This is a genomic window from Rhizobium sp. FG96 (genome assembly GCF_057808655.1).
Genome location: NZ_JBMDIL010000007.1, coordinates 137,463 through 163,663 on the forward strand (window position 1 = coordinate 137,463; position 26,201 = coordinate 163,663).

Below are 26,201 nucleotides of genomic sequence, written 5' to 3' on the forward strand. Positions count from 1 at the left end.
ACAGGGATAAGCAACGCGTGGCCTCTATCGGACAGATCGTCAATCCGACACCCGGCAGCGATGCGCTTGCACGAGCAAGGCAGCGCGCCTCGCTGGTGCCGGATTGCCTGGTCGAAGCCAAGCGGATCGCCAACACCGTGATTGCCGGCTGGCACGGCCGCCGCAAGCGCGGCATCGGCGAGAATTTCTGGCAGTTCCGCCCCTATACCGAAGGCGAAAGCCTCTCGCGCATCGACTGGCGCCGTTCCGCCCGCGACGACCACACCTATATCCGCGAACGCGAATGGGAAGCGGCCCACACGATATGGCTCTGGGCCGACATGTCGCCGTCGATGATGTACAAGTCGACGCTCGGCAACGTCTCCAAGGAAAGCCGTGCGCTCGTCATCATGCTGGCGCTCGCCGAAATCCTCGCACGCTCCGGCGAACGCATCGGCTGCCCCGGCGTCATGGAACCCGTTTCGGCCCGCAATGCCGCCGAGCGCCTGGCAACGGCACTGATGCATTCACAGCTGACCGGCGGCCTGCCCGAAGTGGCGATGATCCGCGGCTGGAGCGATCTGGTGCTGATCGGCGATTTCCTCGATGAGGCCGATGCCGTGATGGCGCGCCTGACGCCGCTTGCCCGCCGCGGCTTGCGCGGCCATGTCGTCGAGGTGGCCGATCCCGCCGAAGAGGTCTTCCCCTATAGCGGCCGAACCGAATTCAGCGATCCCGAGACCGGCTCGAAGCTCGTTTCCGGCCGCGCCGAGAATATCCGCGAGGCCTATACCCGCGCCTATCTCGCCCGCCGCGACAATCTTGGCCAGTCGCTGCGCCATCTCGGCTGGACCTTCGTGACGCACAGAACCGACCATCTGGCCTCCGAAGCCCTCGTCGCGGTTCACATGTATCTCTCCGGCATGCCGGCCAAGGCGACGCATGGAGGGCAGCTGTGAACGCCCTTCCCTTCGCTTTCGCCTATCCCGCAATCCTCGGCGCCCTCGTCGCCCTTCCCGTCATCTGGTGGCTGCTGCGGCTGACCCCGCCGCGCCCGAAGACCGAGGTCTTCCCGCCGCTGAAGATCCTCGCCAGCGTCCTGAAGCGCGAGGAAACCCCGGCGCAGAGCCCCTGGTGGCTGACGCTGCTGCGCATGCTGCTCGCCGCCGCCGTTATCCTGGCGATCGCCGACCCGGTCTTCAATCCGCGCACCAATTCGCTGGTCGCTGGTGGCCCGCTCGTCCTCTTCGTCGACAATGGATGGGCGACCGCACCCGACTGGGAACGACGCGTCCAGACCGCCGAAGCGCTGATCGACGATGCCGATGCTGCCGGCAGCCCCGTCGCCATCGCCTTCACCGCCGATCCGACCAATGACGCCGTTCCCGGCAGTGCCGCCGCCGCCCGTGACAAGCTGCAGGCCGCCGAACCGAAGCCGCTGGTGCCCGATCGCCAGCGCGCCTTCGAGGCTCTCCGCGCGGCGCTGAACGGCACCAAGCCCGGCACGCTCGCCTTCCTCGCCGATGGCGCTGCCGCCAGGGACAATGAAACGACCGTCCGCGATCTCGCCAACCTGCAGCCCGCCGAACTGCGCCTGATCGAAGGCGATGCCGAACAGACGATCGCCATCACCGGCGCCAGCAACGCCGCCGACGCAATGACTGTCACCGCCACGCGCCTCGACACGTCAAGCGCCGCGCAACTGCCGCTGACGGCGCAGGATGCACAGGGCCGCGCCATCGCCGCCGGCTCCGTCTCCTTCCAGCCGGGACAGTCGACCTCGATCGGCTCGATCGCCGCACCCTTCGAAATGCGCAACGATTTCGCCCGCGTCAGCATCGATGCTCATGCGACCGCAGGCTCCGTCCATCTGCTCGACGATGGCTTCAAGCGCCGCCGCGTCGTGCTGCTCTCGGGCGAGGCCCGCGACGAGTTCCAGCCGCTCCTGTCGCCGCTCTATTACATCCAGCGCGCCCTGCAGCCCTATGCCGACCTGATCGAGCCGAACTCGCCCGATCTCGCCACCTCGATCCCCGATCTCCTGTCGCAGAACCCGTCGGTGATCATCATGGCCGATATCGGCCGACTGCCGCAGGAGACCTACGAGCCGCTGCAGCGCTGGATCGCCAATGGCGGCACGCTGATCCGTTTCGCCGGCCCGCGCCTTGCCGCTGCCCCGGCCGACGACCCGCTTGTTCCGGTGATCCTGCGCCAGGGCGAACGAGCCCTCGGCGGTGCCCTCTCCTGGGCCGAGCCTCAGCCGCTTGCCGATTTCCCGAATTTCGGCCCCTTCGCCGGAATGGCGAAGCCGACCGATGTGACGATCAAGCGGCAGGTTCTCGCCGAGCCGACGCCTGACCTTGCCGAACGAACCTGGGCAAGCCTTGCAGACGGCACGCCGCTCGTCACCACCAAGCCGATCAATGCCGGCCGCATCGTGCTCTTCCATGTCAGCGCCGAAGCCACTTGGTCGAACCTGCCGATCTCAGGCAATTTCGTCGAGATGCTGCGCCGTATCGTCCAGCTCTCGCGCTCCGGCGGCGTCACCTCTGAAGCCGGTGCGGCATCGACAGCCGAAGCACTGCCGCCCTTCCGGCTGCTGACGGCCAAGGGCGTGCTGACGACCGAAACCGGCACCGCCCGCCCGCTGATCCCGAATGCCAAGGCAGCCCCGGTCTCGAATTTCGACAATCCGCCCGGACTCTATGGTTCAGAAGATGGCTTTACCGCGTTGAATGTATTGCCTGATAATGCCGAGCTGAAGCCGCTCGATACCGCCGGTGTCACCGTCGTGCGCGCCGGTCTGATCGGCGGCGAGACCTGGTCCGCCAAGCCCGCGCTCTTCCTGATCGCCTTCCTGCTGCTGCTCGCCGACAGCCTGATCGTCATGTTCATGAGCGGCGCCTTCTCGCGCCTTCGCCCGGCAGCGCGCAGCGCCGCCCTGATCGCGGTCGCCATCGCCGCCGGCCTGTTCCTCGCCCCGCACGACCTGCGCGCCGACGATTCCAAGCCCGGCGACGATCAGATCCTCCAGCGGCTCGACAACACCCACCTCGCCTATGTCGTCACCGGCGAACAGGATGTCGACAATATCTCCGAGCGCGGCCTCGAGGGCCTCACCGAGTTCCTGACCTACCGCACGACGCTGGAGCCGGCCCCGCCCGTCGGCCTCGACATCACCAAGGACGAGCTCGCCTTCTACCCGATCATCTACTGGCCGATCTCGGCATCGGCACCGATGCCGTCGACCGCAGCGATCAACCGCATCGACGCCTATATGCGCGCCGGCGGCACCGTGCTTTTCGATACCCGCGACCAGTTCTCGGCACTCGACAATTCCGGTGGCGCCCAGAGCGCCAATGGCGAACGTCTGCAACAGATCCTCGCCAATCTCGACATTCCGCCGCTGGAACCCGTCCCCTCGGATCACGTCCTGACGAAGTCCTTCTATCTCTTGTCGAGCTTCCCCGGCCGCTATGCCGGCAGCCCGCTCTGGATCGAGGCACGCCAGGACAATCGCGCCAGCGACCCGAAATCCGCAGCTTCTGCCGACGGCGTCTCGCCGATCCTGATCACCGGCAACGACTTTGCCGGCGCCTGGGCGGTCGACGAGAACGGCACGCCGATGCTGCCGACCGTGCCGCCGGATGAGGCGCAGCGCGAATATGCCTACCGCGCCGGGGTCAACATCATGATGTATATGCTGACCGGCAACTACAAGACCGACCAGGTCCACGTCCCCGCCCTCCTCGAACGTCTGGGGCAGTGACATGACGCTGGATTTCGCACCCTTCATTCCCTGGCCGATCCTTGCGGCGCTGGCCGTCGTCGTCGCCATCGTCGCCGTCTTCGCCATCTGGCGCGGCGTGCGCGGCGCCTGGATCCGCACGGTCGCTGCGATCGCCCTGCTTGCCGCTCTCGCCAATCCGCTGCTGATGCAGGAGGACCGCGAGCCGCTGTCGACTGTTGTCCCCGTCATCGTCGACCGCAGCCAGAGCCAGCAGACACCCGAGCGCATCAAGATGACCGACGATGCGCTGGCCCAGCTGAAGGACCGGCTGTCGCGCTTCCCGAATATCGAGCCGCGTTATGTCGAGGCGACCGAGCCGGAGGATTCCGACGCCCCCTCGACCCGCCTCTTCAACGCCCTCTCCGCCGCCGTCGCCGACGTGCCGCCTGCCCGCATCGGCGGCGCGATCATGCTGACGGACGGCGAGGTTCACGACGTTCCCGGCGTCAATCAGGCGCTCGGCTTCGACGCGCCGATCCATGGCCTGATCACCGGCAAGCCGAACGAATTCGACCGCCGCATCGAGGTCATCAAGGCGCCGCGCTTCGGCATCGTCAATGAAGAGCAGCAGCTCGTCTTGCGCGTCTTCGACGACGGCCCGAGCCCGGGTGGCACGGCGACCGTGACCGTCAAGCTCAATGGCGACGAGATCGCCACGCTGCAGGCAACGCCCGGCCAGGATACGCCCTTCTCCTTCCGCGTCCCGCGCGGCGGCAGCAACGTGCTGGAATTTGCAGTCGCGGCGCTGCCCGGCGAAGTGACGGAAGCCAATAACCGCGCCGTCCACGTCATCGACGGCATCCGCGAGAACCTGCGCGTCCTTCTCGTCTCCGGCGAGCCGCACGCGGGCGAGCGCGCCTGGCGTAACCTGTTGAAGTCGGACGCCTCGGTCGATCTGGTGCATTTCACCATTCTGCGCCCGCCGGAAAAGCAGGACGGCACGCCGATCAACGAGCTGTCGCTGATCGCCTTCCCGACCCGCGAGCTCTTCGTCGACAAGATCAAGGATTTCGACCTGATCATCTTCGATCGCTACCAGCACCGCGGCGTGCTGCCGATCCTCTATTACGATTACATCGCCCAATATGTCGAAAACGGCGGTGCGCTGCTGATCGCTGCCGGCCCCGAACATGCCGGTCAGGATTCGATCGCGCTGACGCCGCTGCAGTCGGTTCTGCCGGCCGCGCCCACCGGCCAGATGATCGAGAAGGCATTCTATCCGCGCCTCTCCGACGAGGGCCGCAAGCATCCGGTCACCCGTGGCCTCGACGGTTCCGCCGACGAGCCGCCGCATTGGGGACGCTGGTTCCGTTCCGTTGGCGTCGAGCAGCCGCAGGGCCAGACGGTCATGGTCGGCGCCGATAACAACCCGCTGCTGGTGCTGAACCGCGCCGGCCAGGGCCGCGTCGCCATGCTGCTTTCCGATCAGGGCTGGCTCTGGGCCCGCGGCTTCGAGGGCGGCGGCCCGCACGTCTCACTCTATCGCCGCATCGCCCACTGGCTGATGAAGGAACCGGCGCTCGAGGAAGAGGCGCTGACCGCCCGCGCCCAGGGCCGCACGCTGGAGATCACCCGCCAGACGATCGGCGGCGATCCGGGCGCGGCCACCGTGCGCTACCCCTCCGGCAAGACCGAAGACCTGCCGCTCGCCCAGACCGAACCAGGCCTCTACAAGGCCGAGAAGCGTATGGACGAGATCGGCCTCTTCGAGATCCGCAACGGCGACCTCACCACCCTCGTCCATGTCGGCGCCGTCGATGCGCCAGAGTTCAAGGCGATGGTCTCGACCACCGATGTGCTCAAGCCGATCACCGACAAGACCCGCGGTCTCGTCGCCCGCGTTTCGGATGCCAATGGCGCAATTGAAGTGCCGCCGGTTCTCCCCGTTCGCGGCCAGATCCGTGTTGCCGACAACGAGCGCATGCAGATCAAGCTCACCAACGAGACGGTTCTGAAGGGCATCAACACGTTGCCGCTCTTTGCCGGCTTCGCCGGTGTCGGCGTGCTGCTGCTCGCCTTCGGCGCCATGTGGTGGCGCGAAGGGCGCTGAGCCATTTTGTCGAACTGACGACTCTGATATCGGCAGGCGATAGAGATCGCCGCCGAAAGGTTCAGCCATGGCTCCGCAGAAGCTGAAGGTCACCAAGGTCCTCTCCAAGAAGGACCGCAAGAAGATCGCCGACCCGTTGATCGCCTATAACATCGCCCGCTTCGGCGAGAGCGGCCGCGAAAAGCTGGCGATCCGGCTGCGCGGCGACGACGGCGAGATCAATGGCGGCCTTGTCGGTTATACAGCACGCGACTGGCTCTATATCGAGATGCTATTCATTCCGGAGGAGATGCGCGGCAAGGGTCTGGCCGGAACGCTGCTGCAGATGGCGGAAGACGAAGCCAGGCGCCGCGGCTGCATCGGCGCCTTCATCGATACGATGAGCCCTGATGCCCTCGGCGTCTACCGGCGCTGCGGTTATGAGACGATCGGCTCACTTGGCGAATTCGCCGGCGGCCACACCTTCACCTGGCTGAAGAAGCGCTTTCAGCCAAGCGAGGCCTGACGCGTCTCCGCGTCGATGGCGAGCGCCGCAATGGCGGCAATGACCAGCAATCCGGCAAAGAGCCCGATCGCCACGCCGAGCCCCAGCGACACCACAAAGGTCATCACCGACGGCGCCACCAGTCCGCCGAGACGAGCCATCGCACCCGCCGCCCCCATGCCGGTCGCGCGCGATCCGGTCGGGTAAAGCTCCGGCGTATAGGCATAAAGCGCACCCCAGGTGCCGAGCAGCGCAAAACTCATCAGCAGCAGCGAAGCGCCGATCAGCACGTCGTCAGGCGACAACACGAACAGCAGGCATCCCGCCGCCGACAACAGGCAGAATCCAACAAGCGTCGGCCGCCTGCCCCAGGCCTCGACGCCATAGGCGGCGAGCGCATAGCCGGGGATCTGTGCCAGCGCCACGAAGACCAGGAAGCCATAGCCGCGCACGAAGCCGAAGCCATCGCCCGCCAGCCGCGCCGGCATCCAAGTGAAGACGCCGTAATAGGAAACGGAGACGAGGAACCAGATAGCGAGAATCATCAGGCTGCGGCGGCGAAGCGGCGGTGAGAACAACCCTTCGGAATCGGCATGCGGCGCGGCGACGATCTCCTCGCCGGCGGCCAGCGGCGGCTTGCCGTGGGCTTCCAGCATCCGGTTGACGATTGCCTTGGCATCGGCCGCCCGGCCGGATCGCAGCAGGTAAAGCGGCGATTCCGGCACGAAGAAGCGCAGCGCCACGCCGAGGATCGCCGGCACCGCCGTCACGGCGAAGATATAGCGCCAGGCATCGGCCACGCCTGCGACGCTTGCCGCCCAGGCCGCGAGCGCCACGATCAGCGTGCCCACCGCCCAGAAGCCTTCGAGCATGACCAGCCAGCGCCCGCGGTTCTTCGATGGCAGGAATTCGGCCATCATCGCGTAGTCGACCGGCAGCGTGCCGCCGACCGCCATGCCGGTCAGGAAGCGCAGGATCAGCAGGCTGGTAAAATCGGGCGCAAAAATCGACAGCAGACCGAACAGCGCGTCGCAGGCGACGGTCAGGATCAGCACATAGCGCCGCCCCCAGCGATCGGCCAGCCGGCCGAACAGCATGGCGCCGATCAGCATGCCCAGAAAGAAGAGCGTTCCCGTCTGCAGCGCCTGCGCCACGGTCAGCTGGAATGTCGCGGCAATCGATGCGGCGGTAAAACCGACGGCGAGCACCTGCATGGCATCGGCAGCCCAGACGAGACCGAATATGCCCATCAGCCGCTTCTGGAACGCCCCCGTTCCGGCGCGGTCGAGCGCCTCGTCCATCGAAATGCCGCTCATTCGCCGTCCCCCGTCGCGCAGCCCTGGTGAGTCCCAAGGAAATCAGGGGTTTGATAGACGATAAGCTCTATTTACGCCAGCTAATTGAACCCTTGAGACGCTGATGAGCGTCGTCGCTGACCGGCACGACGAGAACACGCGCCGGATCGACCGGACCCGGGAAGTTGAGCGCGTTGTGGGCGACCCGTTCGAACCCGAGTTGGCAGTAATAGGGCGGGTCGCCAACCAGAATGATCGCCTCCGACCCCCTGCGCTTGGCGGCTTCCACCGCGATCCGTACCAGTTCACGCCCGATACCCCGGCTCTTGTGCGACGGCCGCACGGCGAGCGGCCCGAGCAGATGCGCCTTGACGCTGCCCGCCTGCACCGGCGTCATCCGCACCGAGGCGATGGTCTCGCCGTCGTCGGCGCAGATGAAGGAAAGCGAACGGTCATGCGGCCCCTGCTCGCGGATGCGCGCGGCAGCACGGGTATGGCGGCCCGGACCGAATGCTTCTTCGTTGATGAGTTCGATAGCGGCGTCGTGAGACGCATCCTCAGTGAGGTAGACCAGATCGTGCTTGTGCATGATGAGACAGAAACCGGATAGACAGACAGCATGGGTTCTCGAACACGCCCTTCAGGCGTTCGGGAGCTTCAGCGTCGTCGCAGGCTTCTGATTGCGTACATCAAATCGGGTTCCGCAGAAAAATGTGAAATGGCCGATAGCAGGAAAAATTTCCGCCGTCCAACGCAAAATGCGGCGGGGCGAAAATCACTGTGACGCACTGTTCAATCTTTGCCCACTGCAAAGCGCGCGCGGCTGCGATATCTTTGCGCCAACGAGACCAATTCGAAGGAAACGCACAATGGGCATGCTGGTGGAAGGCGTCTGGCATGACGTCTGGTACGATACGAAAGAAACCAAGGGGCATTTCAAGCGCGCCGCCTCGCAGTTCCGCAACTGGGTGACGAAGGATGGCGAGGCCGGCCCTTCCGGCACCGGCGGCTTCAAGGCCGAGGCCGGGCGCTATCATCTCTATGTGTCGCTCGCCTGTCCCTGGGCGCACCGCACGCTGATCTTCCGCAAGCTGAAGAAGCTCGAAGACCTGATCTCCGTCTCCGTCGTCGATCCGCTGATGGTCGAGAACGGCTGGGAGTTCAAGATCAGCGACGGCGCCACCGGCGACCATCTGTTCGGCGCCAGGGCGCTCTGGGAAATCTACGTGAAGGCCGATCCGAACTATTCGGGCCGCGTCACCGTTCCCGTCCTCTGGGACAAGCAGACCGGCACGATCGTCAACAACGAATCGTCCGAAATCATCCGCATGTTCAACAGCGCCTTCGACCACCTGACTGGCTCGACGCAGGATTTCTATCCTGAAAACCTCGCTCCCGGGATCGATGAAATCAACGCGCTGGTCTACGACACCGTCAACAACGGCGTCTACAAGGCGGGCTTTGCGACGACGCAGGAAGCCTACGAGCAGAATGTCGTCAAGCTGTTCGGCACGCTGGACGCCCTGGAAGAGCGCCTCGGCAAGGGCCGCTATCTCCTTGGCGACCGGGTGACCGAAGCCGACTGGCGGCTGTTCACGACGCTGGTGCGCTTCGACCCCGTCTATGTCGGCCACTTCAAGTGCAACACCCGCCGCATCGACGACTACCCGAACCTGTCGGCCTACCTGCGCGATCTCTACCAGACGCCGGGCGTCAAGGAGACGGTGAACATGCGCCATATCAAGGAGCATTATTACCGCAGCCACAAGACGATCAACCCGACCGGCATCGTGCCCGTCGGTCCCGATCTTGATCTCGACCGGCCGCATGGCCGCGCCAAGCTGGCGGCTGCCGCCTGAGGATCACCAGTAATGAGCGGCGGGTTCCTCGCCGCTCAGCTCCCGGAGGCGGCGTTTCGTCGCCTCGGTCGTGCCCTCGGGCAATGCGTCGAGCGCAAAGAAGCCACTCTCGACGATCTCCGCATCCGGCTTGCGCGGCGCCGTCTGCTCGACATCGGCGCGGTAGAAGACCACATGGTCGCGGCGGCTCGCCGACGTATTCAGGTAGACTTGAAAGAGCTGCGGCTCGCCGATGATCCTCAGGTTCCCCTCTTCCCGCAGTTCCTTGACCAGCGCATCGTGCGACGTCTCCCGCCGCTCGATGCCGCCGCCCGGCATATGCCAGCCCGGCACATAGCTGTGGCGCACCAGGAAGACGCGGCCCGACGGATCGAAGCACGCAGCCCTCACGCCCATCGTCATTCCCCGCGTCGCGGCGAAATAGACGTGGACGACCCGCATCAGAATTTTCGATTGCCAGGACCTGATCTCGTTATTCGCCATCGTTCCGTTTTCACTATTTCGTTCAAGCGGATGTGTTTGAATTGTAAATATCCTGGTCTATGTGTCGTAGCATGTTCAAGCTCGCGCATATCTCCGATATTCACCTCGGCCCACTTCCCCGTCTTTCGATCCGCGAGCTCTTCTCGAAGCGCATCACCGGCTTTGTGAACTGGCACCGCAACCGGCGCAAGCATCTTTTCGGCGGAACGCTCGACCTGCTTCTGGATGATATCCGCGCCCGCGAGGCCGATCATCTCGCCGTCACCGGCGACCTCGTCAATCTCGCAAGCGGCCTCGAGATCCGCTCGGCCGCCGCCTGGCTGCGCGAGCTCGGCGATCCCGAGGAAACCTCGATCGTCCCCGGCAATCACGATGCCTATGTGCCCGGTGCCTACGAGAAATCGATGCGCGCCTGGTACGACTACGTCCGCGGCGATCTGGCGCCGCCGCAATGGGAGGAAGATCGCCACATCTTTCCCTATCTGCGCATCCGCGGCAAAGTCGCGATCGTCGGCTGCTCGACGGCCGTTGCCACTCCCCCCTTCGCCGCCAGCGGTTTCTTCGGCCAGCGCCAGGCCCGCGAGGCGGTCAACATGCTACGCGCCGCCGGTGAGGCCGGCCTCTTCCGCGTGGTGATGATCCACCACCCGCCGATCCGTGGCGCCACCTCCTTCCACAAGCGAATGATCGGCATCCGCCGCTTTGCCGCCGTCGTCACCAGCGGCGGCGCCGAGCTCGTGCTGCACGGCCACACCCATCTGAACACGCTCTACTGGCTGAAGGGCCAGACCGGCCCCGTGCCCGTCGTCGGCATCGCGTCCGCCTCACAGGGACCCGGCGGCATGAAGCCGCGCGCCGCCTACAATCTCTTCTCGATCGACGGCTCGCCCGGCGCCTGGGAGCTCAAGGGCGAGCGCTTCAGCCTCAATGATCGCGGCGATGGCGTATCGCCCGAAAGCGTCGATATTTTCAAGCTTTAGCGGCAAGAGCGGAATCAGTTTCGCCGCTTGTTGAATCGCTTTCTGAGGATTTTGCCGATCCGGCGATCCTGCCCTTGGTATTTCCAAATCGAGGCGTACAATCCCGCCATCGACGCCGACCAGGGAGCCCGCCATGCGCATCGCCGCCAATCGTATCTGCCGCCTCACCCTCGCCTTCGGCCTTGCCGCCGCGCTTGCCGCACCGGCCTTCGCGGTCGGCGACGAGAGCGACGAAACCAAGCCGCCGCCGAAGACCGAGACGACGACCAAATGCGCCGACGGCAAGGTCTGGGACAAGCAGAAGAAGGAATGCGTCGACGCCAAGAAGCAGAGCTTCAACGACGACGAGCTCTACCAGTTCGCCCGCGAATTCGCCTATGCCGGCCAGTATGAGAATGCCATCAACATCCTCAACCTCGCCAGGAACCAGAACGATCCGCGCATCCTCAACTATCTCGGCTATTCCAACCGCAAGGCCGGCCGCTTCGAACTCGGCATGTCCTACTATCGCAAGGCGCTGCAGGCCGACGAGAATTATATTCTCGCCCGGTCATACATGGGCCAGGCTTTGGTGGAACAAGGAGACGTGCAGGGCGCCAAGGTTCAGCTCGTCGAGATTCGCGATCGCGGCGGCGAAAACACCTGGGCCTACCGCGCTCTGCTGCAAAGCCTGAACGGTTACCGGACCTATTGAAAACAACTGAACGTGATGAGCGGCAGAAAACCTTTGGGAAACTGCCGCTTAGCCGCTCTTCCTGTTGCGGAGCGCGTCAAACTTGTTTCATAAAGGTCACATACGCGATATAAAAATACGACCCGCACCGGATGCTTCGCTCCGGACATGTTCATGAAATGAGATTATGCGTCAGCCCGTAACGACCATCGACATCAGACGCGACCTTGTAGGCCTGCTGCCTCGGTTGCGCCGCTTTGCGATTGCGCTGACGGGCGATACGGCGAGCGCCGACGAACTGGTCCAGACCGTCTGCCAGCGCGCCGTCGCCAAGAGCCATCAGTGGAACGGCGAAGGCAGGCTGGAAAGCTGGGTCTACACCCTCGCCCGCCAGCTGTGGAACGAGGACGGCCGCAAGCGGCGCGCCCGCACGGCAGCCCCCAAGGGCAACGTCACCGATATCCGTGAAGCCGCCCGCGAGCGCGCCACGGTCACCGATACCGATCTGATCCACCGCATGCTGGCCGAGATGCCGGAGGGCCTGGCGAGCATCTTCCTGCTGACCGTGGTCGAAGGCCACAGCTACGAGCAGACCGCCGATATCATGGGCATTCCGGCAACCGGCGTTTCGGCGCAGCTTGCCGCCGCCAGGCTGCATTTCGCCAGCCTCGCCGACGATTTTCACCACAGGTACTGAACCTTGCCGGATTTCAAGAAACTGCCGCTCGATGCCCAGCTGACTGCCCTCCTCGACGGCGAGACGACGCCGGAAGAGAAGCATGAGCTGGAAGAGCGTATCGCCAGTGACGAAGGCGCCCGCAGGCTTTACGACAAGCTGCGTCACGGCGCCGATTTCGGCCGCCGCCGCCTCGACGACGTGCTGAAGGAACCCGTGCCGCTGGCGCTCGTGCGCTCGATCAAGAGCGTGCAGCCTCCGAAGGCGCCCCTCGCCCCGCGCGCCACCCGTCCGGCCTTCAAGTTCGCGCCGTCGGGGCGCAAGTCGCTGGCCGCCGCCATTCTCCTGTTCGTTGCCGGTTGCGGCATCGGTTATCTGGTCGGCATCGGCCCCGGCGATCCGACACCTTCGGACGACCAGCACATTGCCGACGACAGCGGCCGCAGCAAGGATTGGCTGGCCGACATCGCCGGCTACCAGCGCATGATCATCCGCCAGCCTCGCCATCTGGTCGAAGTGCCGGCGTCGCAGGCCGAAGAGATTTCCAGCTGGCTCACCTCAACCGTCGGCGTCGCCTTCCGCGTTCCCGATCTCAGCAATGACGGCTGGACCTTCCAGGGCGCCCGCGTCGTGCTCGGCGACGGCAAGCCGACGGGGCAGCTCGTCTATTCCAGCGCCGATGGCGACCTGATCACCATCTACTTCCGCAAGGACACGCAGCAGCCGGAAACCGAAGATTTCAAGGAAACGATCAAGGACGAGATCGGTCTGGTAACCTGGCACAATGCCGGCACCGCCTACGTCCTGGTCGGCCCATCGGCCGAAGCATCGCTCAGCCAGATCGCCATGGAAATCGCCGCCACGATCTGATCGTCACGATCGGCCTAGACATCAATGGCGCAGCGGATCTCTCCGCCGCGCCCTTTGCTTTGTTCAGTGCTTTCCGGCCTTCACTTCGAGCACGCGGTTCGCCGCCGAGACGATCGCTTCGAGCGAGGCGCCGACGATATTGGTGCTGATGCCGGCGCCGAACAGCTTGCCACCCGGATAGGCCGTCTCGACATAGGAGATCGCGGCGGCGTTCGAGCCGTTCTGCAGCGAGTGCTCGGAATAGTCCTGCACCGACATTTCGATGCCGAGATAGGCCGAGAGCGCGTTGATGAAGCCGTCGATCGGACCGTTGCCGTGGCCTTCGATATGCTTGGTCACGCCGTTATCGGTGATCTCGGCCGCCACGACGCGCACGCCCTTGCGGTCGATATGCGCGAAAGTGTGGTGATCGACGAACTTGATGCGGCCGGTCGGCTGCGTCACGTAGCGTTCGATGAAGCGCTCGTAGATGCGCTTCGAGGGGAGTTCCTTGCCCTCTTCATCGGTGATCCGCTGGATGTCTTCGCGGAACTCGACCTGCAGGTTGCGCGGCAGGTTGATGCCGTAGTCCTGCTGCAGGATATAGGCGATACCGCCCTTCCCCGACTGCGAGTTGATGCGGATGATCGCCTCGTAGGAACGGCCGACATCCTGCGGGTCGATCGGCAGGTACGGCACTTCCCAGACCGGGTGATTGGCAACCTTGATCGCCTTCATGCCCTTGTTGATCGCATCCTGGTGCGAGCCGGAGAAGGCCGTGTAGACCAGTTCGCCGACGTAGGGATGACGCTCGCCGATCGGCATCTGGTTCGAATATTCGAAGACGTCCTTCATGCGCACGATATCCGAGCAGTCGAGCTCGGGATCGATGCCCTGCGTGAACATGTTCAGTGCCATCGTCACGACGTCGACATTGCCGGTCCGCTCGCCATTGCCGAACAGCGTGCCTTCGACACGGTCTGCGCCGGCCAGCAACGCCAGCTCGGCAGCGGCAATACCGGTGCCGCGGTCGTTATGCGGATGCAGCGAGATGATCAGGTTTTCGCGGTTGTCGAGGTTGCGGCACATCCACTCGATCTGGTCGGCATAGATGTTCGGCGTCGCCATCTCGACGGTCGACGGCAGGTTGATGATCAGCTTGTTGTCAGGCGTCGGCTTCATCTCGGCGATGACGGCGTTGCAGATTTCCAGCGCCACGTCGAGCTCCGTGCCGGTGAAGCTCTCCGGCGAATATTCGAAGCGGTAGCCGCCACCGGCCTTGGCCGCCATGTCGGAAATCATCTTGGCGGCATCGACGGCGATCTGCTTGATGCCGTGGACATCCTTGGCAAACACCACGCGGCGCTGCAGCTCGCTGGTGGAATTGTAGAAATGCACGATCGGCCTGTTGGCGCCCTGCAGCGCTTCGAAGGTGCGGGTGATCAATTCGGGGCGGCATTGGACGAGAACCTGCAGCGACACGTCGTCAGGCACATTGCCCTCTTCGACGCACCAGCGGGCAAAGTCGAAGTCGGTCTGCGAGGCTGAGGGGAAACCGATCTCGATTTCCTTGAAGCCCATGTCCAGCAACAGCTGGAACATGCGGGCCTTGCGGTCGTGGCCCATCGGGTCGACCAGCGCCTGGTTGCCGTCGCGCAAGTCGACGGAGCACCAGATCGGCGCCTTGGTGAGCGTCTTCGTCGGCCAGGTACGATCGGGAATATTCACCTGCGGATAGGGGCGATACTTCACGCCGGCCGACTGCATGCCTTTTGCGGGAGTTTGAGTCTTAGAGTCCATCGTCTTCTCTCCTCAGCCCGGCAATTTGCGTCTTAGACCATCACGAATGGATTGGCGACAGCAACCGCGGACCTCATTTCGGTCAATCTTAGTTCTTTGGGATTAGTCGCGAGGAGCGTTGGCCTGCGGGGCTTTTCGGCCGCCGGGCGCTCCTCAACGGACCCGGCAACCGCGCGTAAGGCCGAGGAGAAGAAGCGAGGTGAGCGCGCGCGTATTGTCGCGCAGGGCGATACGCCCGCGTGCAATCGTGCCAGAAATCATTGCGCCTGTCGTCTTCATGCTCGGGCTTATATCCGCGGGACCAAAAACTGGCAACCCCCTCTCCAATGCTTTCCGGCTTCTATCGCTTCGACGCCTTCACCAGATGCTGCAGCGCCATCATCAATCCACCGGCAAGCAGCCCCCAGAAGGCGCCGGAAATGCCGCCGAAGGAAACGCCAGACGCCGTGACCAGGAAGGTGATCGCCGCAGCTTCCCGCGTCTCGGGCGCCTGGAAGGCAGACATGGCCGAGCTCGAGAAGGCGCCGACCAGCGCCAGACCGGCCACCGCTTGGATCAGGATCGGTGGCGCCAGCGCCACCGCGGTCGTCACCGCACCAGCGAGCGGCCCGAGAATGAGGTAGCAGATGCCGCAGACCAGCACCGCCCAGTAGCGGCGCGCTGGATCCGGATGCGCATCCGGCCCGGCGCACATCGCCGCCGTAATCGCCGCCAGATTGACCGCATGGCCGCCGAACGGCGCCGCGAACAGCGAAAAGACGCCTGATACTGCAAACAGCGGCCCGGGCTTCGGCTCATAGCCGTTGACCTTCATGACCGCGATACCGGGAATGTTCTGCGACGCCATGGTGACGATGAAGAGCGGCAGCGCGATCGAAATGAAGGCCGGCAGATTGAAGACAGGGGTGACGAACTCGACGGTCGGCAGCAGCGCTCGGCCGACGGCGGCCCCTGCCCCGTCGGGAATATCGACACCGAAGGCCACGACCATCCCGAAGGCCACAAGTGCCGCCGGCACCGCCAGGAGCCGCTTGAAGGCGCCGACCACCATCCAGGTCAGCACGATCGGCAGCCCCAGCCACGGATTGAAACCCACAGCCTTCACCGGCGCAAAGCAGAGCCCGATCAGCACGCCCGAAAGCATCGCATTGGCAAGCGGCGCCGGAATGGCGGCGACTGCCCGACCAAGCGGCTTGAACAGGCCGGCAACGACGATCAGCAGCGCGCAGACGATAAAGGCGCCGACAGCCGCATTGAAGCCGCCCTCGACGATCCCGGTGCTGGCGAGCAGCGCCGCCCCCGGCGTCGACCAGGCCATGCTGACCGGCAGCCGCGTCGTGAAGCTGAGCACGATGGCGCAGATCCCAAGCCCGAGCGAAAGCGCCATCAATCCCGAAGCCGCCTGCGCCTCCGTGGCGCCCACCGCCTGCAACCCGTGCAACACGACGGCGAACGAACTGGCAAAGCCCGCGAAAGCCGCGAGCACGCCCATGAACAGGCTTTGAACGGAGAAATCTTTGAGCATCGCGGGACTCGGGGGCGTGAAACGAATACCGCATGGAGCATGGAGAACGGGCCGCAGGCAAGTGCATGCGGCCCGGCAGCCGTTCGCCCGCCGCTATCTGGTCGCGAATGACGGAAGCGGCTTGTCCTTGTTCGCGTTGAACCGCGCGATGAGCGCCGCCTGGGCTTCAAGATCGACGGGCTGCTCGATCTGCTGCGACGAGCCATCGGCGAAGCTGATGGTGGCGGTCTTGTACAAGCCCTGGATCGTCACGCTGTCATCCGGATGACCGTCGAAGGATATAACGGTTTTGCCATCCTTGTGCTCGACGCGCATCTTGTCGGCGCTCAGTCCTTTCCCGAACTCGATGCTGGCGCTGCCTACCGCCCAAACAGTGTCTTGGCCATCACCGGCGGCGAACCGCACTGTTGCATCACCTCCAACGGCAATCGTATCATTTCCTTTGCCGCCGACAGCGACACTGCCGGAATGAACTACAATCGTGTCGTCCCCCAAGCCACCATCGACGTAGCTGTCCGACCACGCGTCGATTACATCGTCGCCCTCCCCGCCATCGACGCGTCCGTCGGAGAAAACACTGATGACGTCATTGCCATTTCCGCCGCTGACGGTTCCGGACAACGCCCGAATATCATCATTGCCATCACCACCATCGACATAGCTGCCACCACCTCCTGCTTCGATCATGTCGTCACCCGCGCCACCGGACACGCGGCTGTCGCTCCATGCCTTGATCGTGTCGTTGCCAGCGCCACCGTCGATCTCGCTGCCGCTCCAGGCATCAATCTCGTCATCGCCCTCTCCGCCATAGATGACGCTGTCGGACCATGCGCCGATCGTGTCGTCACCGGCGCCGCCATCGACGAAGCTCTTCTCTCCAACAGTCACCGCGTCGTCGCCTGCCCCAGCATCGACGACGCTATTGGCTGCGGCCGAAATCGAGTCATCCGTCACCCCGCCGATCAGGATGCGGATCGCGGTCGCCTGCCAGCGATCCGCCGCATTGCGAAGGTCTGCCGATGTCACCTTGGTTTCGTCTGCGGATTTGGCACTCGACGATCCAGTCGCTGCTGAGTGCATCTTGTCGAAGTCCGGCGGCTGCGGCACCCTGTCCGGCATGCGCCACAGAAGCGCGAAACCTGTCGTAACACTGCTCGTATTCGTCATGGAATCTTCCCCCGAAAATTCGTCTGCCGGTGACCGGCCCAAAACCTCACGCTGAAATGCATACACGGGCAATACGGCAATCATGCCGCGCCAAGCATGCGTAAAACTTGCGCTCAGGTTGCGCAGTCGGGGATGGAATGTGGTGTGGGATTGGTTTTGCCGCAGCGGGATGCGCGACCATCCCCCGAAGAGGCGATTTGCCGTTTGCCGCCAACGAACACGCCCGGTCGAGCAAGGATGTGGCAAATGCTTGCTATGCGAGCAAAAAAGCCTAATTTAGTTGCGGTGGGAAGAACACAAAAATCCAGGTGAATGAATGTCGGACGATCCCGATGATATCAGCAGAGCAGCAGTGGGCCTTTCTTCGGCCGCCATTCTCGCATCGCTGATCAAGACTTTGAACGAAAAGAAACTCATTTCGGACGACGAGGAGAACGCCGTCTACGACGCAGCGATCGCGCTGCTCGGCGACAATGCCGGAGATGACGAGGAAGGCATCTTCGAGCTGGCGCAGGAAATCATCGAAGAGCGCTGGAAGCCGGCGAACTGACCGCCCGGCGGAAAGGAAAACGGGGCGCGAACGCCCCGTTGAAAGTCAGATCTCGCTCTGCGAGGTGATGATGCGCGACACCAGGCCGTAATCCTTGGCCTCTTCGGCCGAGAGCCAGTAATCGCGATCCGTATCCTTGGCGATCTTGTCGACCGGCTGGCCGGTGGCGACGGAGAAGATCTTGTTCAGGCGCTCGTTCATCTTGATGATTTCGCGAGCCTGGATCTCGATATCGGACGCCATGCCGCGCGTGCCGCCGGAGGGCTGGTGCAGCAGGAAGCGGGTGTTCGGCAGGCAAAGGCGCTGTTCCTTCGGAGCCGCGACATAGATGAGCGCGCCGGCCGAAGCGACCCAGCCCGTACCGATCATCCAGACCTTCGGCTTGATGAACTTGATCATGTCGTGGATCGAATCGCCCGACTCGACGTGGCCGCCAGGCGAGCTGACGTAGATGCGGATGTCTTCGTCGCTGGCTGCGGCAAGCGCCACGAGCTGCGAGCAGACCTTCTGGCCGAGCTCCATGGTGATCGGGCCGTAGATGAAGATCGAACGCGATTTGAAGAGGTTAGCCTCTGCGTCCTTCCCCAAAGACAGTTCCTTGGTCTTGTCTTCTTGTTCTTCGTCGTTCATTCGAACCTCTCTCGGCTTCATTCGGGTTTCCCGGACATAGTGTGACTCAATGCGTAAAACAATGCGGGAAAAAGACAAGCCACGGAACGGGTGAAGATATTCTTATGACAAACGCCGGATCTGTCAGCATTATGCTGCTATCCCCAGGCGGGAGGAAAAGATGACATCGCTTTTGCTTCATAGGGCGGTCAAAAACAACGCGCTCTGGTGCGACGCCGTCTGCGCCGCGCAGGGTCAGCGCGGCGAATTCACCCGCACCCTCTGGCTCCACCGCCAGGGCACCCCGCCCTTCTATCCCGATGCCATCACGCTGACCGGTACCGAGAGTGCCGCCGAACAGGAAGAGGCGATCGCCGTACTTACCCGCTCGCGGCCGGGCGGCTGGGGCATCAAGGACAGCTATTGCACCCTCGATCTCGCGCCGCAGGGTTTCACCGTGCTGTTCGAGGCCGAGTGGATCGGTCTCGATGCTGATGACGATTTCGATGAGGAAGACGGCGGCCTGAAATGGAAGCGGATCGAAACCGCCGAGGAACTCGCCGACTGGGAGAAAGCCTGGACAGGCGGTGAAACTCAGGCCGCGCCCGTCTTCAGCGAGCCGCTGCTCCACGCCCCTCAGATTGCCTTCCTCGCCGCCTATTCCGGCAAGGCGCTGCAAGGCGGCGCGATCCTCAATCATCAGGCAGATGTCATCGGTCATTCCAATGTCTTTGCCGCAAGCGGAAAGCATGGCCCCGTCCTGGCGGGGCTGGTGCGCGAGGCGCGGCGACTTTTCCCCGGCGAGCCGATCGTCGGCTATGAGAGTGGCGACAATCTCGAGAATGCGCTGGCATCGGGCTTTGCGGCGCTCGGCCCCCTGCGCATCTGGGTCCGCGACTAGCTTACCGAAATGTAAGTTGCCAAGGCTTTGAAAAGCCTGAATCACTTCCTACCTCATCCTCACGCAGGCACGAATGCCACAGGAGCAAGGGAGACAGTCATGTCACCGGAAGAACGCCAACTGCTGACCACCCTTTTTGACCGGGTACGCACCGCATCCGCCACTCCGCGCGACCGCGATGCCGAAGCCCTCATCGAACAGGGCGTGCGCGAGCAGCCCTACACGACCTATTACCTCGCCCAGGCCGTCATCGTGCAGGAAAAGGGCCTGGAGGCCGCCTCGAAACATATCCAGGAACTCGAAGAGCGCGTCCGCCAGCTGGAAGCCGGCGAGAGCGAGCACCGCCAGGCCGAACAGGGCGGCGGCTTCCTGAGCTCGATCTTCGGCAGCGGCCAGACCCAGCAGGCCGCCCAGCCCTCCGGCCCCTGGGGCAACGCGCCGCGCCAGAGCTATCAGGACCGCGACTATGACGACAACGTCCGCCCGATGCGTCCGCAACAGCAGCAGCCGTCCGGCCCGTGGAACCCGCAGCCGTCGGGCCCATCGGCAGGCGGCAGCTTTCTGCGCGGCGCGCTCGGCACGGCGGCAGGCGTGGCAGGCGGCGTGCTGCTTGCCAATTCGCTAAGCGGCATTTTCGGCAATCACATGTCGTCGCTTGGCTGGGGCTCCCCCTTCGGCGCCAGCCCGTTCGGCAACACGCCGGCACCGACGGAAGAAACCGTCATCAACAACTACTACGGCGACCAGAATCCGCAGAACGATACGGCGGCCGACCGCGATGACGACAACAACAACGTCCAGCAGGCCGACTACAGCAATGACGACGACGACAACGATTATGACGACGGAAACGACCAGTCCGGCGACGGCAGCTTCGACGTCTAGCCGCTAACAAAAAAGCGAGGGCGTCACCGCCCTCGCCTCACCTTCTCATCAGCCGCGGCCGCGATAGGTCGCCACACCCTGATCCGGCAGCCAGACATTCTCCGGCGGCTTGCCGGTCTGCCAGAAGACGTCGATCGGGATGCCGCCGCGCGGATACCAGTAGGCGCCGATGCGCAGCCACTTGGGGTCGAGCAGTTCGACGATCCGCTTGGCGATATAGATCGAGCAATCCTCGTGAAATGCCCCGTGATTGCGGAAGGAATGCAGGAAGAGCTTCAGCGACTTCGATTCCACCAGCCACTCATTGGGGATGTAATCGATGACGATATGGGCGAAATCCGGCTGGCCGGTCATCGGGCAGAGCGAGGTGAATTCCGGCGCGGTGAAACGCACAACGAAATCGGTGCCCGCCTGGTTGGACGGCACCTTTTCGAGAACGGCTTCCTCGGGAGACTTCGCTGTCTCCGTCTGGTGACCCAGCATGGACAGGCTGGAGACATCGGTTTCAGGCATCATGCTTCCTTTATGACTTTGACGCGCAGCCCATGGGCCTTTTCGCCCTCCGGCTCGACGTGAATGGCAATGCTGGCGCCCGGATGCACCGCGCGGATGGCATCTTCAAGGCGGTCGCAGATATCGTGGGCTTCGCGCACCGACATAGCAGCCGGAACGACCATGTGAAAGTCCACGAAGGTCACAGCGCCGGCCCGGCGCGTCTTCAGGTCGTGCACGCCGAGAGAGCCCTGCGCATGCGTGGCGATCGCCTGCTTGATCGCTTCTTCCTCCTCGGGCTCCGCCGCATGGTCCATCAGGCCGCCGATCGAATGCGAGATCACCTTGTAGCCCTGATAGAGAATGTTGATGGCGACGAGGATGGCGAGCACCGGGTCGAAGATCGGATAGCCGGTCGCCAGCGCCAGAAGCAGGCCGGCGAGCACGCCGACCGAAGTCACCACATCCGACATGATATGCTGGCCATCGGCCGTCAGCGCCGCCGAGCGATACTGCCGGCCGACGCGGATCAACAGCCGCGCCCAGACGAAATTGATGACGCCCGCCGCGAAGTTGATGGCCAGACCCAGCGCCGGCGCTTCCAGCATCTTCGGCTCGGCGAGATAGCCGACGGATTCCTTGACGATCAAAAGGGCGGCGACGACGATCAGCACGCCCTCCGTGACCGCCGAGAGATATTCGGCCTTGTGGTGGCCGAACGGGTGGTCGTGGTCGGCCGGCTTCTGCGCATAGCGGATGACGAAGAAGGCGATGAAGGCCGCCACGACGTTGACGAAGGATTCCAGTCCATCGGAGAGCAGCGCCACGGAGCCCGTCACCCACCAGGCGACCAGCTTCAATCCCATGACCCCGAGCGACATCGGAATGCCCCAGAATGCCAGCCGGCGGACGGTCAGGTTACCTTGTTCGTTCATCGCTTATCCCTCTGCGGATGCGAATGAATTGCAGCACATAGCCCATTCAAACGCAAAACCGCCCGCGCGAAAATCGCGCAGGCGGCCAATGCGGTCCATATGGTTCAAGCCGGCCGGTTTGTCAAAGGTCAAAAGCCGCAAATCCCGTTTGACCGAATTTACATAACACGTTATATAACTTCGCATACAAATGGAGCTGACAGTGATCGAAGACATCGTGCGGACCTCAGGCTTCCTGACGCTCGGCAGCAGGCTGCGCCGTATCGGCGAGCGGCTGCAGGCCGATACCCAGCAGTTCATCGACGAGGCGGGCCTCGGCATCCAGGCCGGGCAATATCCCTTCCTCGCCGCGATCGACCGCGCCGGGCCGTTGACGATCGGCGAGCTCGCCCAATCGGTCGGCATCACCCAGCCGGGCGCCACGCGCACCGTCGGCCAGCTGCTGGAACTCGAGCTCGTCGCCATTGAACCTTCGGCCAGCGACCAGCGCCGCAAGCTCGTCTCGCTGACGCCACGCGGCCAACAACTCATCGATCTCTCGCGCGCCGAAATCTGGCCGCGCATCGCCGCCGCCGTCACCGATCTCTGCGGCGGCCTCGACGGCCCGATCCTCGATCAACTCTCTGCCATTGAAGACGGCCTCGCCGCGGCCCCCCTCATCCGCCGCGCTCCGGCCAAGGAGACGAAATAATGCCCCATATCCTTGATCGCCCGATCTGGAACGCGCTGCAGACCGAGCATGCCGGGCTTGCCGAAGGCGGCGCGCTCGCGCGGCGCTACCTGCCATCGATCGTGCCTTTCGCCGCCGCCAGCGACAGCAGCCGCGAGAGCCTGGAAGCCTTGACCAAGCTTGCCGCCGCCGGCGAGGTCATGGCACTGGTCGAGCCCGAGACGATCATCATCCCCGAGGGTTTCGACATCGTCGGCGAAGCCACGCTCGTGCAGATGATAGGCAGCACGCCGCATGCGGCAATCTCCGATCCGCGCATCGTCAGGCTGACCGAAGCCGATGCTGCCGAGATGCTGGCGCTCGCCCAGCTGACGAAACCCGGCCCCTTCACGCTCGGCGCACAGAAGCTCGGCGCCTTCTGGGGCATCAAGGAAGACGGCAGGCTGATCGCCATGGGCGGCCAGCGGCTGCGCCAGACCGGTTTCACCGAACTCAGCGGCCTCTGCACCCACCCGGACTTTCAGGGCAAGGGCCTGGGCAAGCTGATGTTCCGCTATGTCGCCGGCCAGATCGCCGCGAGCGGCGCAACGACCTATCTCCACGTCAACGCCATCAACAGCGGCGCGATCGCCCTCTACAAGGCGCTCGGCTTCGAACAGCGCTGGGAGCTGCATCTGAGGATCATCAAGCGCCGGCCATGACCGGCGCCTGAAGGCTCGCGCTCAGCCAGCCGGACAGGCCGCCCCGGTATCGACCCAGGCCTTGATCAGCTCGCCGAACTCGGCTTGCGTTCCCGGTGCCGGCTCACGCCCGTCGCCCGGGTTCCAGCCCCAGCCGACGAGGCTGTCATGGGACATGTGCTCGACGATCTTCGAAAGATCGCGGCCGCCATTGCGCTTCGGGTCCTTCAGCTGCTGGCAGATCTCGCCGAGCGACTTGCCGACCCAGGCCATCTCGATCGGCGCCAGATGCCAGGCGGGATTGCCGGGAATGCTCTTCAGTGTCGGCGACTGGCCGACGATCGCTGCATTCTCCTGTCCGTGGCAGGTGTTGCACATCATGCCCGGAACGCCCATGCCGCCATCACCGCGCGTCACCGGCGGCTGGTGCGGATGCATCGCCATCGTCTGCAGCGGCCTGTCGCCCGCCGGATGGCAGTTCAGACATCGCGGATGCTCGATCACCTTGCCCGCCTCTTCGAACAGCGCCACCGACCGCGCCTTCTGATCGGCGATCGATGCGAAGGAGGCGACCGGCTTGAGGGTCGTCTTGTCGGTTTCAGGCGCCGTTTGCGCCAGCGCCATGAACGATACGGGCAAGGCCGCAAGAAGGGAGAGACCACCTGCCATGCAGGCGAGTGCCAGTCTGTTTGTCATACCGGCCTCCCTCAGCTCGTCGCCACGGCAACGATCGGCAGGCTGCGCACCGGCGCACCGGTGAGCCGCCGCCAGGCATTGGCCGTCGCCGGCCCGACCGGTGGCACGCCCGGCTCTCCCACCCCCGTCGGTGGCTCGCCGGATTTGATGACGGCAACTTCCACATCCGGCATCTCGTTAATGCGGATCGAGCGGTAATCGTGGAAGTTCGACTGCATGATCGCGCCGCCCTCACCCAATGTCACCGCATCGAAGAGCACCGCACCGAGCCCATAGCCGATGCCGCCTTCCATCTGCGCCTTGATGACATTCGGATTGATCGCCACCCCGCAATCGACCGCGCACCAGACCTTGTGCACCCGCGGCGCCCCATCGGCACCGGCTGAAACCTCCACCACCTGGCCGACATAGGTGTTGAAGCTCTTGACCACGGCAACGCCGCGCTGCCGTCCCTCCGGGACCTTCCCGCCCCAATCGGCCAGCTCCGCCGCCTTCTTCAGCACACCGGCATAGCGCGGGTCCTCCGTCAGCTGCTCGAGCCGCCCTTCCACCGGATCCTTGCCGACCATCTGGAAGAGCTCGTCGAGGAAGGTCTCGACGGCAAAACCGGTATGCGTGTGACCGACCGACCGCCACCAGAGCGGCGGGATCGCCAGCTTCACATTATGCGAGACCACCCTGAGGTTCGGCACGTCATAAGGCAGGTCCGAAGCGCCCTCGACCGAGGTGCTGTCGAGATCGGCCTTGCCCATGATCGACTGCCCGACGATCGCCTGGTCCCATGCAACGATCCGGCCATCGGCATTGATGGCGCCGCGCATCTTGTGGAGATACATCGGCCGGTAATAGCCGCCGCGAATATCGTCCTCGCGCGTCCACATATGCTTGACCGGCCGCGACTGGTCGGTCGCCGCGAAGACCGACGCCGCCTCCTGCATATAGGGCGAGCCGAATTGCGCCTTGCGCCCGAAGCTGCCGCCGGTGATCTGCGTGTTCAGCCGCACCTTTGCCGGATCGATGCCGGTGATCTTCGCCGCTGTCGCCTTGTCCATGCCGGGAACTGCGCCCCGTTATAGACATCGAGACTGCCGTCCGCCGCCTTGATGAACACCGCGTCGAGCGGCTCCATCGGCGCATGCGCCAGGAACGGGAAGATGATCTGCGCCTCCAGCGTCTTCAACCCGGTATCGGTGAAGGCTTTTTCGACGTCGCCTTTCTCCGAAGCGGTGATCCCCTTCTCGCCGAGCGCCTTGGCATAATCGGCCGAGAGCTGGTCGCTGGAACGCGTCTCTGCCTTCGACAGGTCCCAATCGACCTTCAGCACGGAGCGGCCCTTCAGCGCCGCAAAGGTGTTGTCGGCATAGACGGCAACGCCCTGCGGCAGCTGCTTGACGTCGACGACACCTTTCACCTTGCGGGTCTCGCTATCGTCGAAGGATTTCACCGCCGCGCCGAAATGGTTCGGATGCGCGACGACGGCAACGAGCAGATTGTCCGGCACGATATCCAGCGTATAGACCGCCTGCCCGTTGGTCTTCGACACCGTATCGAGCTTCGGCAGCTCCTGGCCGATCAGCGTGAACTTCGAGGGATCCTTGAGCTTGACGTCTGCCGGCGGCTTGATGCCCGCGGCCTTCGTCGCCAGCGCGCCGAAGCCGCTGTCCTTGCCGGAGGCCGGATGCTTGACCCGGCCTTTCTCGACCGTAATCTCGCCAGCTGGAACCTTCCATTCGTCGGCAGCAGCGGCAACCAGCATGGCGCGCGCCGTCGCGCCTGCCTGCCGGAACTGTTCGTAGGAATTTGCGATCGATGACGATCCGCCCGTTCCCTGAAGGCCGAAGGCGAGGTTCGCATAGACCTTGTCGTCGGCCGGCGAATGCACCGCGCGCATCTGTCCCCAATCGGCATCGAGCTCTTCGGCAACCAGCGTCGCGAGACCCGTGAACGGCCCCTGCCCGAATTCGATATGCTTGGAGAGAATCGTCACCGTGTCGTCGGTCCCGATCCTGACGAAGGTGTTCAGTGTCACCAGCGCGTCGGCGCCGCCCGCCTGCACACCCTTTTCGGCGGCAAAGGCCGAGCTCTTCGGCATCAGCGCAAAGCCGATCACCAGGCCGCCGGTACCGGCAAGAAAGCCGCGGCGTGTCGTTGCAATCTCCTGAATGGTCATGGC

The 26,201-nt window shown here is 64.0% G+C and carries 24 protein-coding genes and 1 pseudogene; 14 read left to right on the top strand and 11 right to left on the bottom strand.

The window, feature by feature from the left end; all coding sequences use genetic code 11:
* The first annotated feature begins 17 nt into the window (after window positions 1-17).
* The 4 genes from ACODR6_RS15760 to ACODR6_RS15775 all read left to right on the top strand — a co-directional run bounded on the left by ACODR6_RS15760 (window position 18) and on the right by ACODR6_RS15775 (window position 6,324).
* Window positions 18-938, top strand: a complete 921-nt coding sequence (locus ACODR6_RS15760; protein WP_112719362.1) for a DUF58 domain-containing protein — start codon at window positions 18-20, stop codon at window positions 936-938.
* On the top strand, window positions 935-3,748 hold the full coding sequence (locus tag ACODR6_RS15765; RefSeq protein WP_489022898.1) for a DUF4159 domain-containing protein: 2,814 nt from the start codon (window positions 935-937) through the stop codon (window positions 3,746-3,748). The genes ACODR6_RS15760 and ACODR6_RS15765 overlap by 4 nt, the downstream gene beginning before the upstream one ends.
* Window position 3,749: 1 nt before the next feature.
* Complete coding sequence (locus ACODR6_RS15770; RefSeq protein WP_489022900.1) at window positions 3,750-5,819, top strand: hypothetical protein; 2,070 nt, start codon at window positions 3,750-3,752, stop codon at window positions 5,817-5,819.
* Between the two features lie 67 nt (window positions 5,820-5,886).
* Window positions 5,887-6,324 carry a GNAT family N-acetyltransferase gene (locus ACODR6_RS15775; protein ID WP_203428426.1) on the top strand — a complete coding sequence of 146 codons (438 nt, stop codon included), beginning with the start codon at window positions 5,887-5,889 and terminating at the stop codon, window positions 6,322-6,324.
* Here ACODR6_RS15775 and ACODR6_RS15780 read toward each other — a convergent pair.
* Window positions 6,306-7,619 (bottom strand): MFS transporter, encoded by a 1,314-nt coding sequence (locus tag ACODR6_RS15780; protein WP_489022902.1) that lies wholly within the window; start codon window positions 7,617-7,619, stop codon window positions 6,306-6,308. The two genes, ACODR6_RS15775 and ACODR6_RS15780, sit on opposite strands and share 19 nt — an antisense overlap.
* A gap of 67 nt (window positions 7,620-7,686) precedes the next feature.
* A complete protein-coding gene (locus ACODR6_RS15785; RefSeq protein WP_130277806.1) occupies window positions 7,687-8,187 on the bottom strand; it encodes a GNAT family N-acetyltransferase in 501 nt (166 codons plus the stop codon).
* Window positions 8,188-8,467: 280 nt separating this feature from the next.
* On the opposite strand from ACODR6_RS15785, the gene ACODR6_RS15790 reads away from it, so the two are divergent.
* The gene (locus ACODR6_RS15790; RefSeq protein WP_489022904.1) at window positions 8,468-9,457 is read left to right on the top strand and encodes a glutathione S-transferase family protein; all 990 of its coding nucleotides are present in this window, start codon (window positions 8,468-8,470) and stop codon (window positions 9,455-9,457) included.
* Window positions 9,458-9,460: 3 nt separating this feature from the next.
* On the opposite strand, the gene ACODR6_RS15795 is transcribed toward ACODR6_RS15790, so the two are convergent.
* A complete protein-coding gene (locus ACODR6_RS15795) occupies window positions 9,461-9,940 on the bottom strand; it encodes an NUDIX domain-containing protein (RefSeq protein WP_489022906.1) in 480 nt (159 codons plus the stop codon).
* A 71-nt stretch (window positions 9,941-10,011) separates the two neighbouring features.
* On the opposite strand from ACODR6_RS15795, the gene ACODR6_RS15800 reads away from it, so the two are divergent.
* From ACODR6_RS15800 to ACODR6_RS15815, 4 genes are all read left to right on the top strand, one after another.
* A complete protein-coding gene (locus tag ACODR6_RS15800; RefSeq protein WP_112719369.1) occupies window positions 10,012-10,920 on the top strand; it encodes a metallophosphoesterase family protein in 909 nt (302 codons plus the stop codon).
* A gap of 133 nt (window positions 10,921-11,053) precedes the next feature.
* Complete coding sequence (locus tag ACODR6_RS15805; RefSeq protein ID WP_130277803.1) at window positions 11,054-11,614, top strand: tetratricopeptide repeat protein; 561 nt, start codon at window positions 11,054-11,056, stop codon at window positions 11,612-11,614.
* 166 nt (window positions 11,615-11,780) lie between these two features.
* Window positions 11,781-12,290 carry an RNA polymerase sigma factor gene (locus ACODR6_RS15810; RefSeq protein ID WP_112719371.1) on the top strand — a complete coding sequence of 170 codons (510 nt, stop codon included), beginning with the start codon at window positions 11,781-11,783 and terminating at the stop codon, window positions 12,288-12,290.
* A gap of 3 nt (window positions 12,291-12,293) precedes the next feature.
* The gene (locus tag ACODR6_RS15815; RefSeq protein ID WP_112719372.1) at window positions 12,294-13,139 is read left to right on the top strand and encodes an anti-sigma factor family protein; all 846 of its coding nucleotides are present in this window, start codon (window positions 12,294-12,296) and stop codon (window positions 13,137-13,139) included.
* A gap of 63 nt (window positions 13,140-13,202) precedes the next feature.
* Here the strand turns inward: ACODR6_RS15815 and leuA are convergent, their stop codons facing one another.
* From leuA to ACODR6_RS15830, 3 genes are all read right to left on the bottom strand, one after another.
* Window positions 13,203-14,918, bottom strand: a complete 1,716-nt coding sequence (gene leuA, locus ACODR6_RS15820; RefSeq protein ID WP_203428421.1) for a 2-isopropylmalate synthase — start codon at window positions 14,916-14,918, stop codon at window positions 13,203-13,205.
* Window positions 14,919-15,258: 340 nt separating this feature from the next.
* On the bottom strand, window positions 15,259-16,443 hold the full coding sequence (locus tag ACODR6_RS15825) for a benzoate/H(+) symporter BenE family transporter (protein ID WP_203428420.1): 1,185 nt from the start codon (window positions 16,441-16,443) through the stop codon (window positions 15,259-15,261).
* A 93-nt stretch (window positions 16,444-16,536) separates the two neighbouring features.
* On the bottom strand, window positions 16,537-17,694 hold the full coding sequence (locus tag ACODR6_RS15830; protein ID WP_489022909.1) for a calcium-binding protein: 1,158 nt from the start codon (window positions 17,692-17,694) through the stop codon (window positions 16,537-16,539).
* 232 nt (window positions 17,695-17,926) lie between these two features.
* On the opposite strand from ACODR6_RS15830, the gene ACODR6_RS15835 reads away from it, so the two are divergent.
* Window positions 17,927-18,160 (top strand): hypothetical protein, encoded by a 234-nt coding sequence (locus tag ACODR6_RS15835; RefSeq protein WP_112719378.1) that lies wholly within the window; start codon window positions 17,927-17,929, stop codon window positions 18,158-18,160.
* 45 nt (window positions 18,161-18,205) lie between these two features.
* On the opposite strand, the gene ACODR6_RS15840 is transcribed toward ACODR6_RS15835, so the two are convergent.
* A complete protein-coding gene (locus ACODR6_RS15840) occupies window positions 18,206-18,790 on the bottom strand; it encodes an ATP-dependent Clp protease proteolytic subunit (protein ID WP_112719379.1) in 585 nt (194 codons plus the stop codon).
* A gap of 160 nt (window positions 18,791-18,950) precedes the next feature.
* Between ACODR6_RS15840 and ACODR6_RS15845 the strand changes: the two genes are divergently transcribed.
* Both ACODR6_RS15845 and ACODR6_RS15850 read left to right on the top strand, forming a co-directional pair.
* Window positions 18,951-19,670 (top strand): hypothetical protein, encoded by a 720-nt coding sequence (locus ACODR6_RS15845; RefSeq protein ID WP_489022911.1) that lies wholly within the window; start codon window positions 18,951-18,953, stop codon window positions 19,668-19,670.
* Between the two features lie 99 nt (window positions 19,671-19,769).
* Entirely contained in the window at window positions 19,770-20,555 is a 786-nt protein-coding gene (locus ACODR6_RS15850) for a DUF2076 domain-containing protein (protein WP_489022913.1), read from the top strand.
* 48 nt (window positions 20,556-20,603) lie between these two features.
* On the opposite strand, the gene queF is transcribed toward ACODR6_RS15850, so the two are convergent.
* Together queF and emfA are read right to left on the bottom strand one after the other, a co-directional pair.
* Complete coding sequence (gene queF, locus ACODR6_RS15855) at window positions 20,604-21,068, bottom strand: preQ(1) synthase (RefSeq protein ID WP_112719382.1); 465 nt, start codon at window positions 21,066-21,068, stop codon at window positions 20,604-20,606.
* Window positions 21,068-21,982, bottom strand: a complete 915-nt coding sequence (gene emfA / locus ACODR6_RS15860; RefSeq protein WP_112719383.1) for a CDF family cation efflux transporter EmfA — start codon at window positions 21,980-21,982, stop codon at window positions 21,068-21,070. Before emfA ends, queF begins: the two co-directional genes overlap by 1 nt.
* A 202-nt stretch (window positions 21,983-22,184) precedes the next feature.
* Here emfA and ACODR6_RS15865 point away from each other — a divergent pair, with 202 nt between their 5' ends.
* The gene (locus ACODR6_RS15865) at window positions 22,185-22,673 is read left to right on the top strand and encodes a MarR family winged helix-turn-helix transcriptional regulator (RefSeq protein ID WP_489022915.1); all 489 of its coding nucleotides are present in this window, start codon (window positions 22,185-22,187) and stop codon (window positions 22,671-22,673) included.
* Window positions 22,673-23,353: a GNAT family N-acetyltransferase gene (locus ACODR6_RS15870; protein ID WP_489022917.1), complete on the top strand. Its 681-nt coding sequence runs from the start codon at window positions 22,673-22,675 to the stop codon at window positions 23,351-23,353. Before ACODR6_RS15865 ends, ACODR6_RS15870 begins: the two co-directional genes overlap by 1 nt.
* A 21-nt stretch (window positions 23,354-23,374) precedes the next feature.
* Here ACODR6_RS15870 and ACODR6_RS15875 read toward each other — a convergent pair whose 3' ends face one another.
* Window positions 23,375-24,028 carry an Isoquinoline 1-oxidoreductase subunit gene (locus ACODR6_RS15875; RefSeq protein ID WP_489022918.1) on the bottom strand — a complete coding sequence of 218 codons (654 nt, stop codon included), beginning with the start codon at window positions 24,026-24,028 and terminating at the stop codon, window positions 23,375-23,377.
* Window positions 24,029-24,039: 11 nt separating this feature from the next.
* Window positions 24,040-26,198: pseudogene (locus ACODR6_RS15880) on the bottom strand (xanthine dehydrogenase family protein molybdopterin-binding subunit).
* Window positions 26,199-26,201 lie beyond the last annotated feature (3 nt).

Excerpts from the sequence above, each read along its gene's own strand:
- ACODR6_RS15770 (WP_489022900.1), top strand. The coding sequence starts at position 3,750 with ATGACGCTGGATTTCGCACCCTTCATTCCCTGGCCGATCCTTGCGGCG.
- ACODR6_RS15775 (WP_203428426.1), top strand. The coding sequence starts at position 5,887 with ATGGCTCCGCAGAAGCTGAAGGTCACCAAGGTCCTCTCCAAGAAGGAC.
- ACODR6_RS15780 (WP_489022902.1), bottom strand. The coding sequence starts at position 7,619 with ATGAGCGGCATTTCGATGGACGAGGCGCTCGACCGCGCCGGAACGGGG.
- ACODR6_RS15785 (WP_130277806.1), bottom strand. The coding sequence starts at position 8,187 with ATGCACAAGCACGATCTGGTCTACCTCACTGAGGATGCGTCTCACGAC.
- ACODR6_RS15790 (WP_489022904.1), top strand. The coding sequence starts at position 8,468 with ATGGGCATGCTGGTGGAAGGCGTCTGGCATGACGTCTGGTACGATACG.
- ACODR6_RS15795 (WP_489022906.1), bottom strand. The coding sequence starts at position 9,940 with ATGGCGAATAACGAGATCAGGTCCTGGCAATCGAAAATTCTGATGCGG.
- ACODR6_RS15800 (WP_112719369.1), top strand. The coding sequence starts at position 10,012 with ATGTTCAAGCTCGCGCATATCTCCGATATTCACCTCGGCCCACTTCCC.
- ACODR6_RS15805 (WP_130277803.1), top strand. The coding sequence starts at position 11,054 with ATGCGCATCGCCGCCAATCGTATCTGCCGCCTCACCCTCGCCTTCGGC.
- ACODR6_RS15810 (WP_112719371.1), top strand. The coding sequence starts at position 11,781 with ATGCGTCAGCCCGTAACGACCATCGACATCAGACGCGACCTTGTAGGC.
- leuA (WP_203428421.1), bottom strand. The coding sequence starts at position 14,918 with ATGGACTCTAAGACTCAAACTCCCGCAAAAGGCATGCAGTCGGCCGGC.
- ACODR6_RS15825 (WP_203428420.1), bottom strand. The coding sequence starts at position 16,443 with ATGCTCAAAGATTTCTCCGTTCAAAGCCTGTTCATGGGCGTGCTCGCG.
- ACODR6_RS15830 (WP_489022909.1), bottom strand. The coding sequence starts at position 17,694 with ATGATTGCCGTATTGCCCGTGTATGCATTTCAGCGTGAGGTTTTGGGC.
- ACODR6_RS15835 (WP_112719378.1), top strand. The coding sequence starts at position 17,927 with ATGTCGGACGATCCCGATGATATCAGCAGAGCAGCAGTGGGCCTTTCT.
- ACODR6_RS15840 (WP_112719379.1), bottom strand. The coding sequence starts at position 18,790 with ATGAACGACGAAGAACAAGAAGACAAGACCAAGGAACTGTCTTTGGGG.
- ACODR6_RS15845 (WP_489022911.1), top strand. The coding sequence starts at position 18,951 with ATGACATCGCTTTTGCTTCATAGGGCGGTCAAAAACAACGCGCTCTGG.
- ACODR6_RS15850 (WP_489022913.1), top strand. The coding sequence starts at position 19,770 with ATGTCACCGGAAGAACGCCAACTGCTGACCACCCTTTTTGACCGGGTA.
- queF (WP_112719382.1), bottom strand. The coding sequence starts at position 21,068 with ATGCCTGAAACCGATGTCTCCAGCCTGTCCATGCTGGGTCACCAGACG.
- emfA (WP_112719383.1), bottom strand. The coding sequence starts at position 21,982 with ATGAACGAACAAGGTAACCTGACCGTCCGCCGGCTGGCATTCTGGGGC.
- ACODR6_RS15870 (WP_489022917.1), top strand. The coding sequence starts at position 22,673 with ATGCCCCATATCCTTGATCGCCCGATCTGGAACGCGCTGCAGACCGAG.
- ACODR6_RS15875 (WP_489022918.1), bottom strand. The coding sequence starts at position 24,028 with ATGACAAACAGACTGGCACTCGCCTGCATGGCAGGTGGTCTCTCCCTT.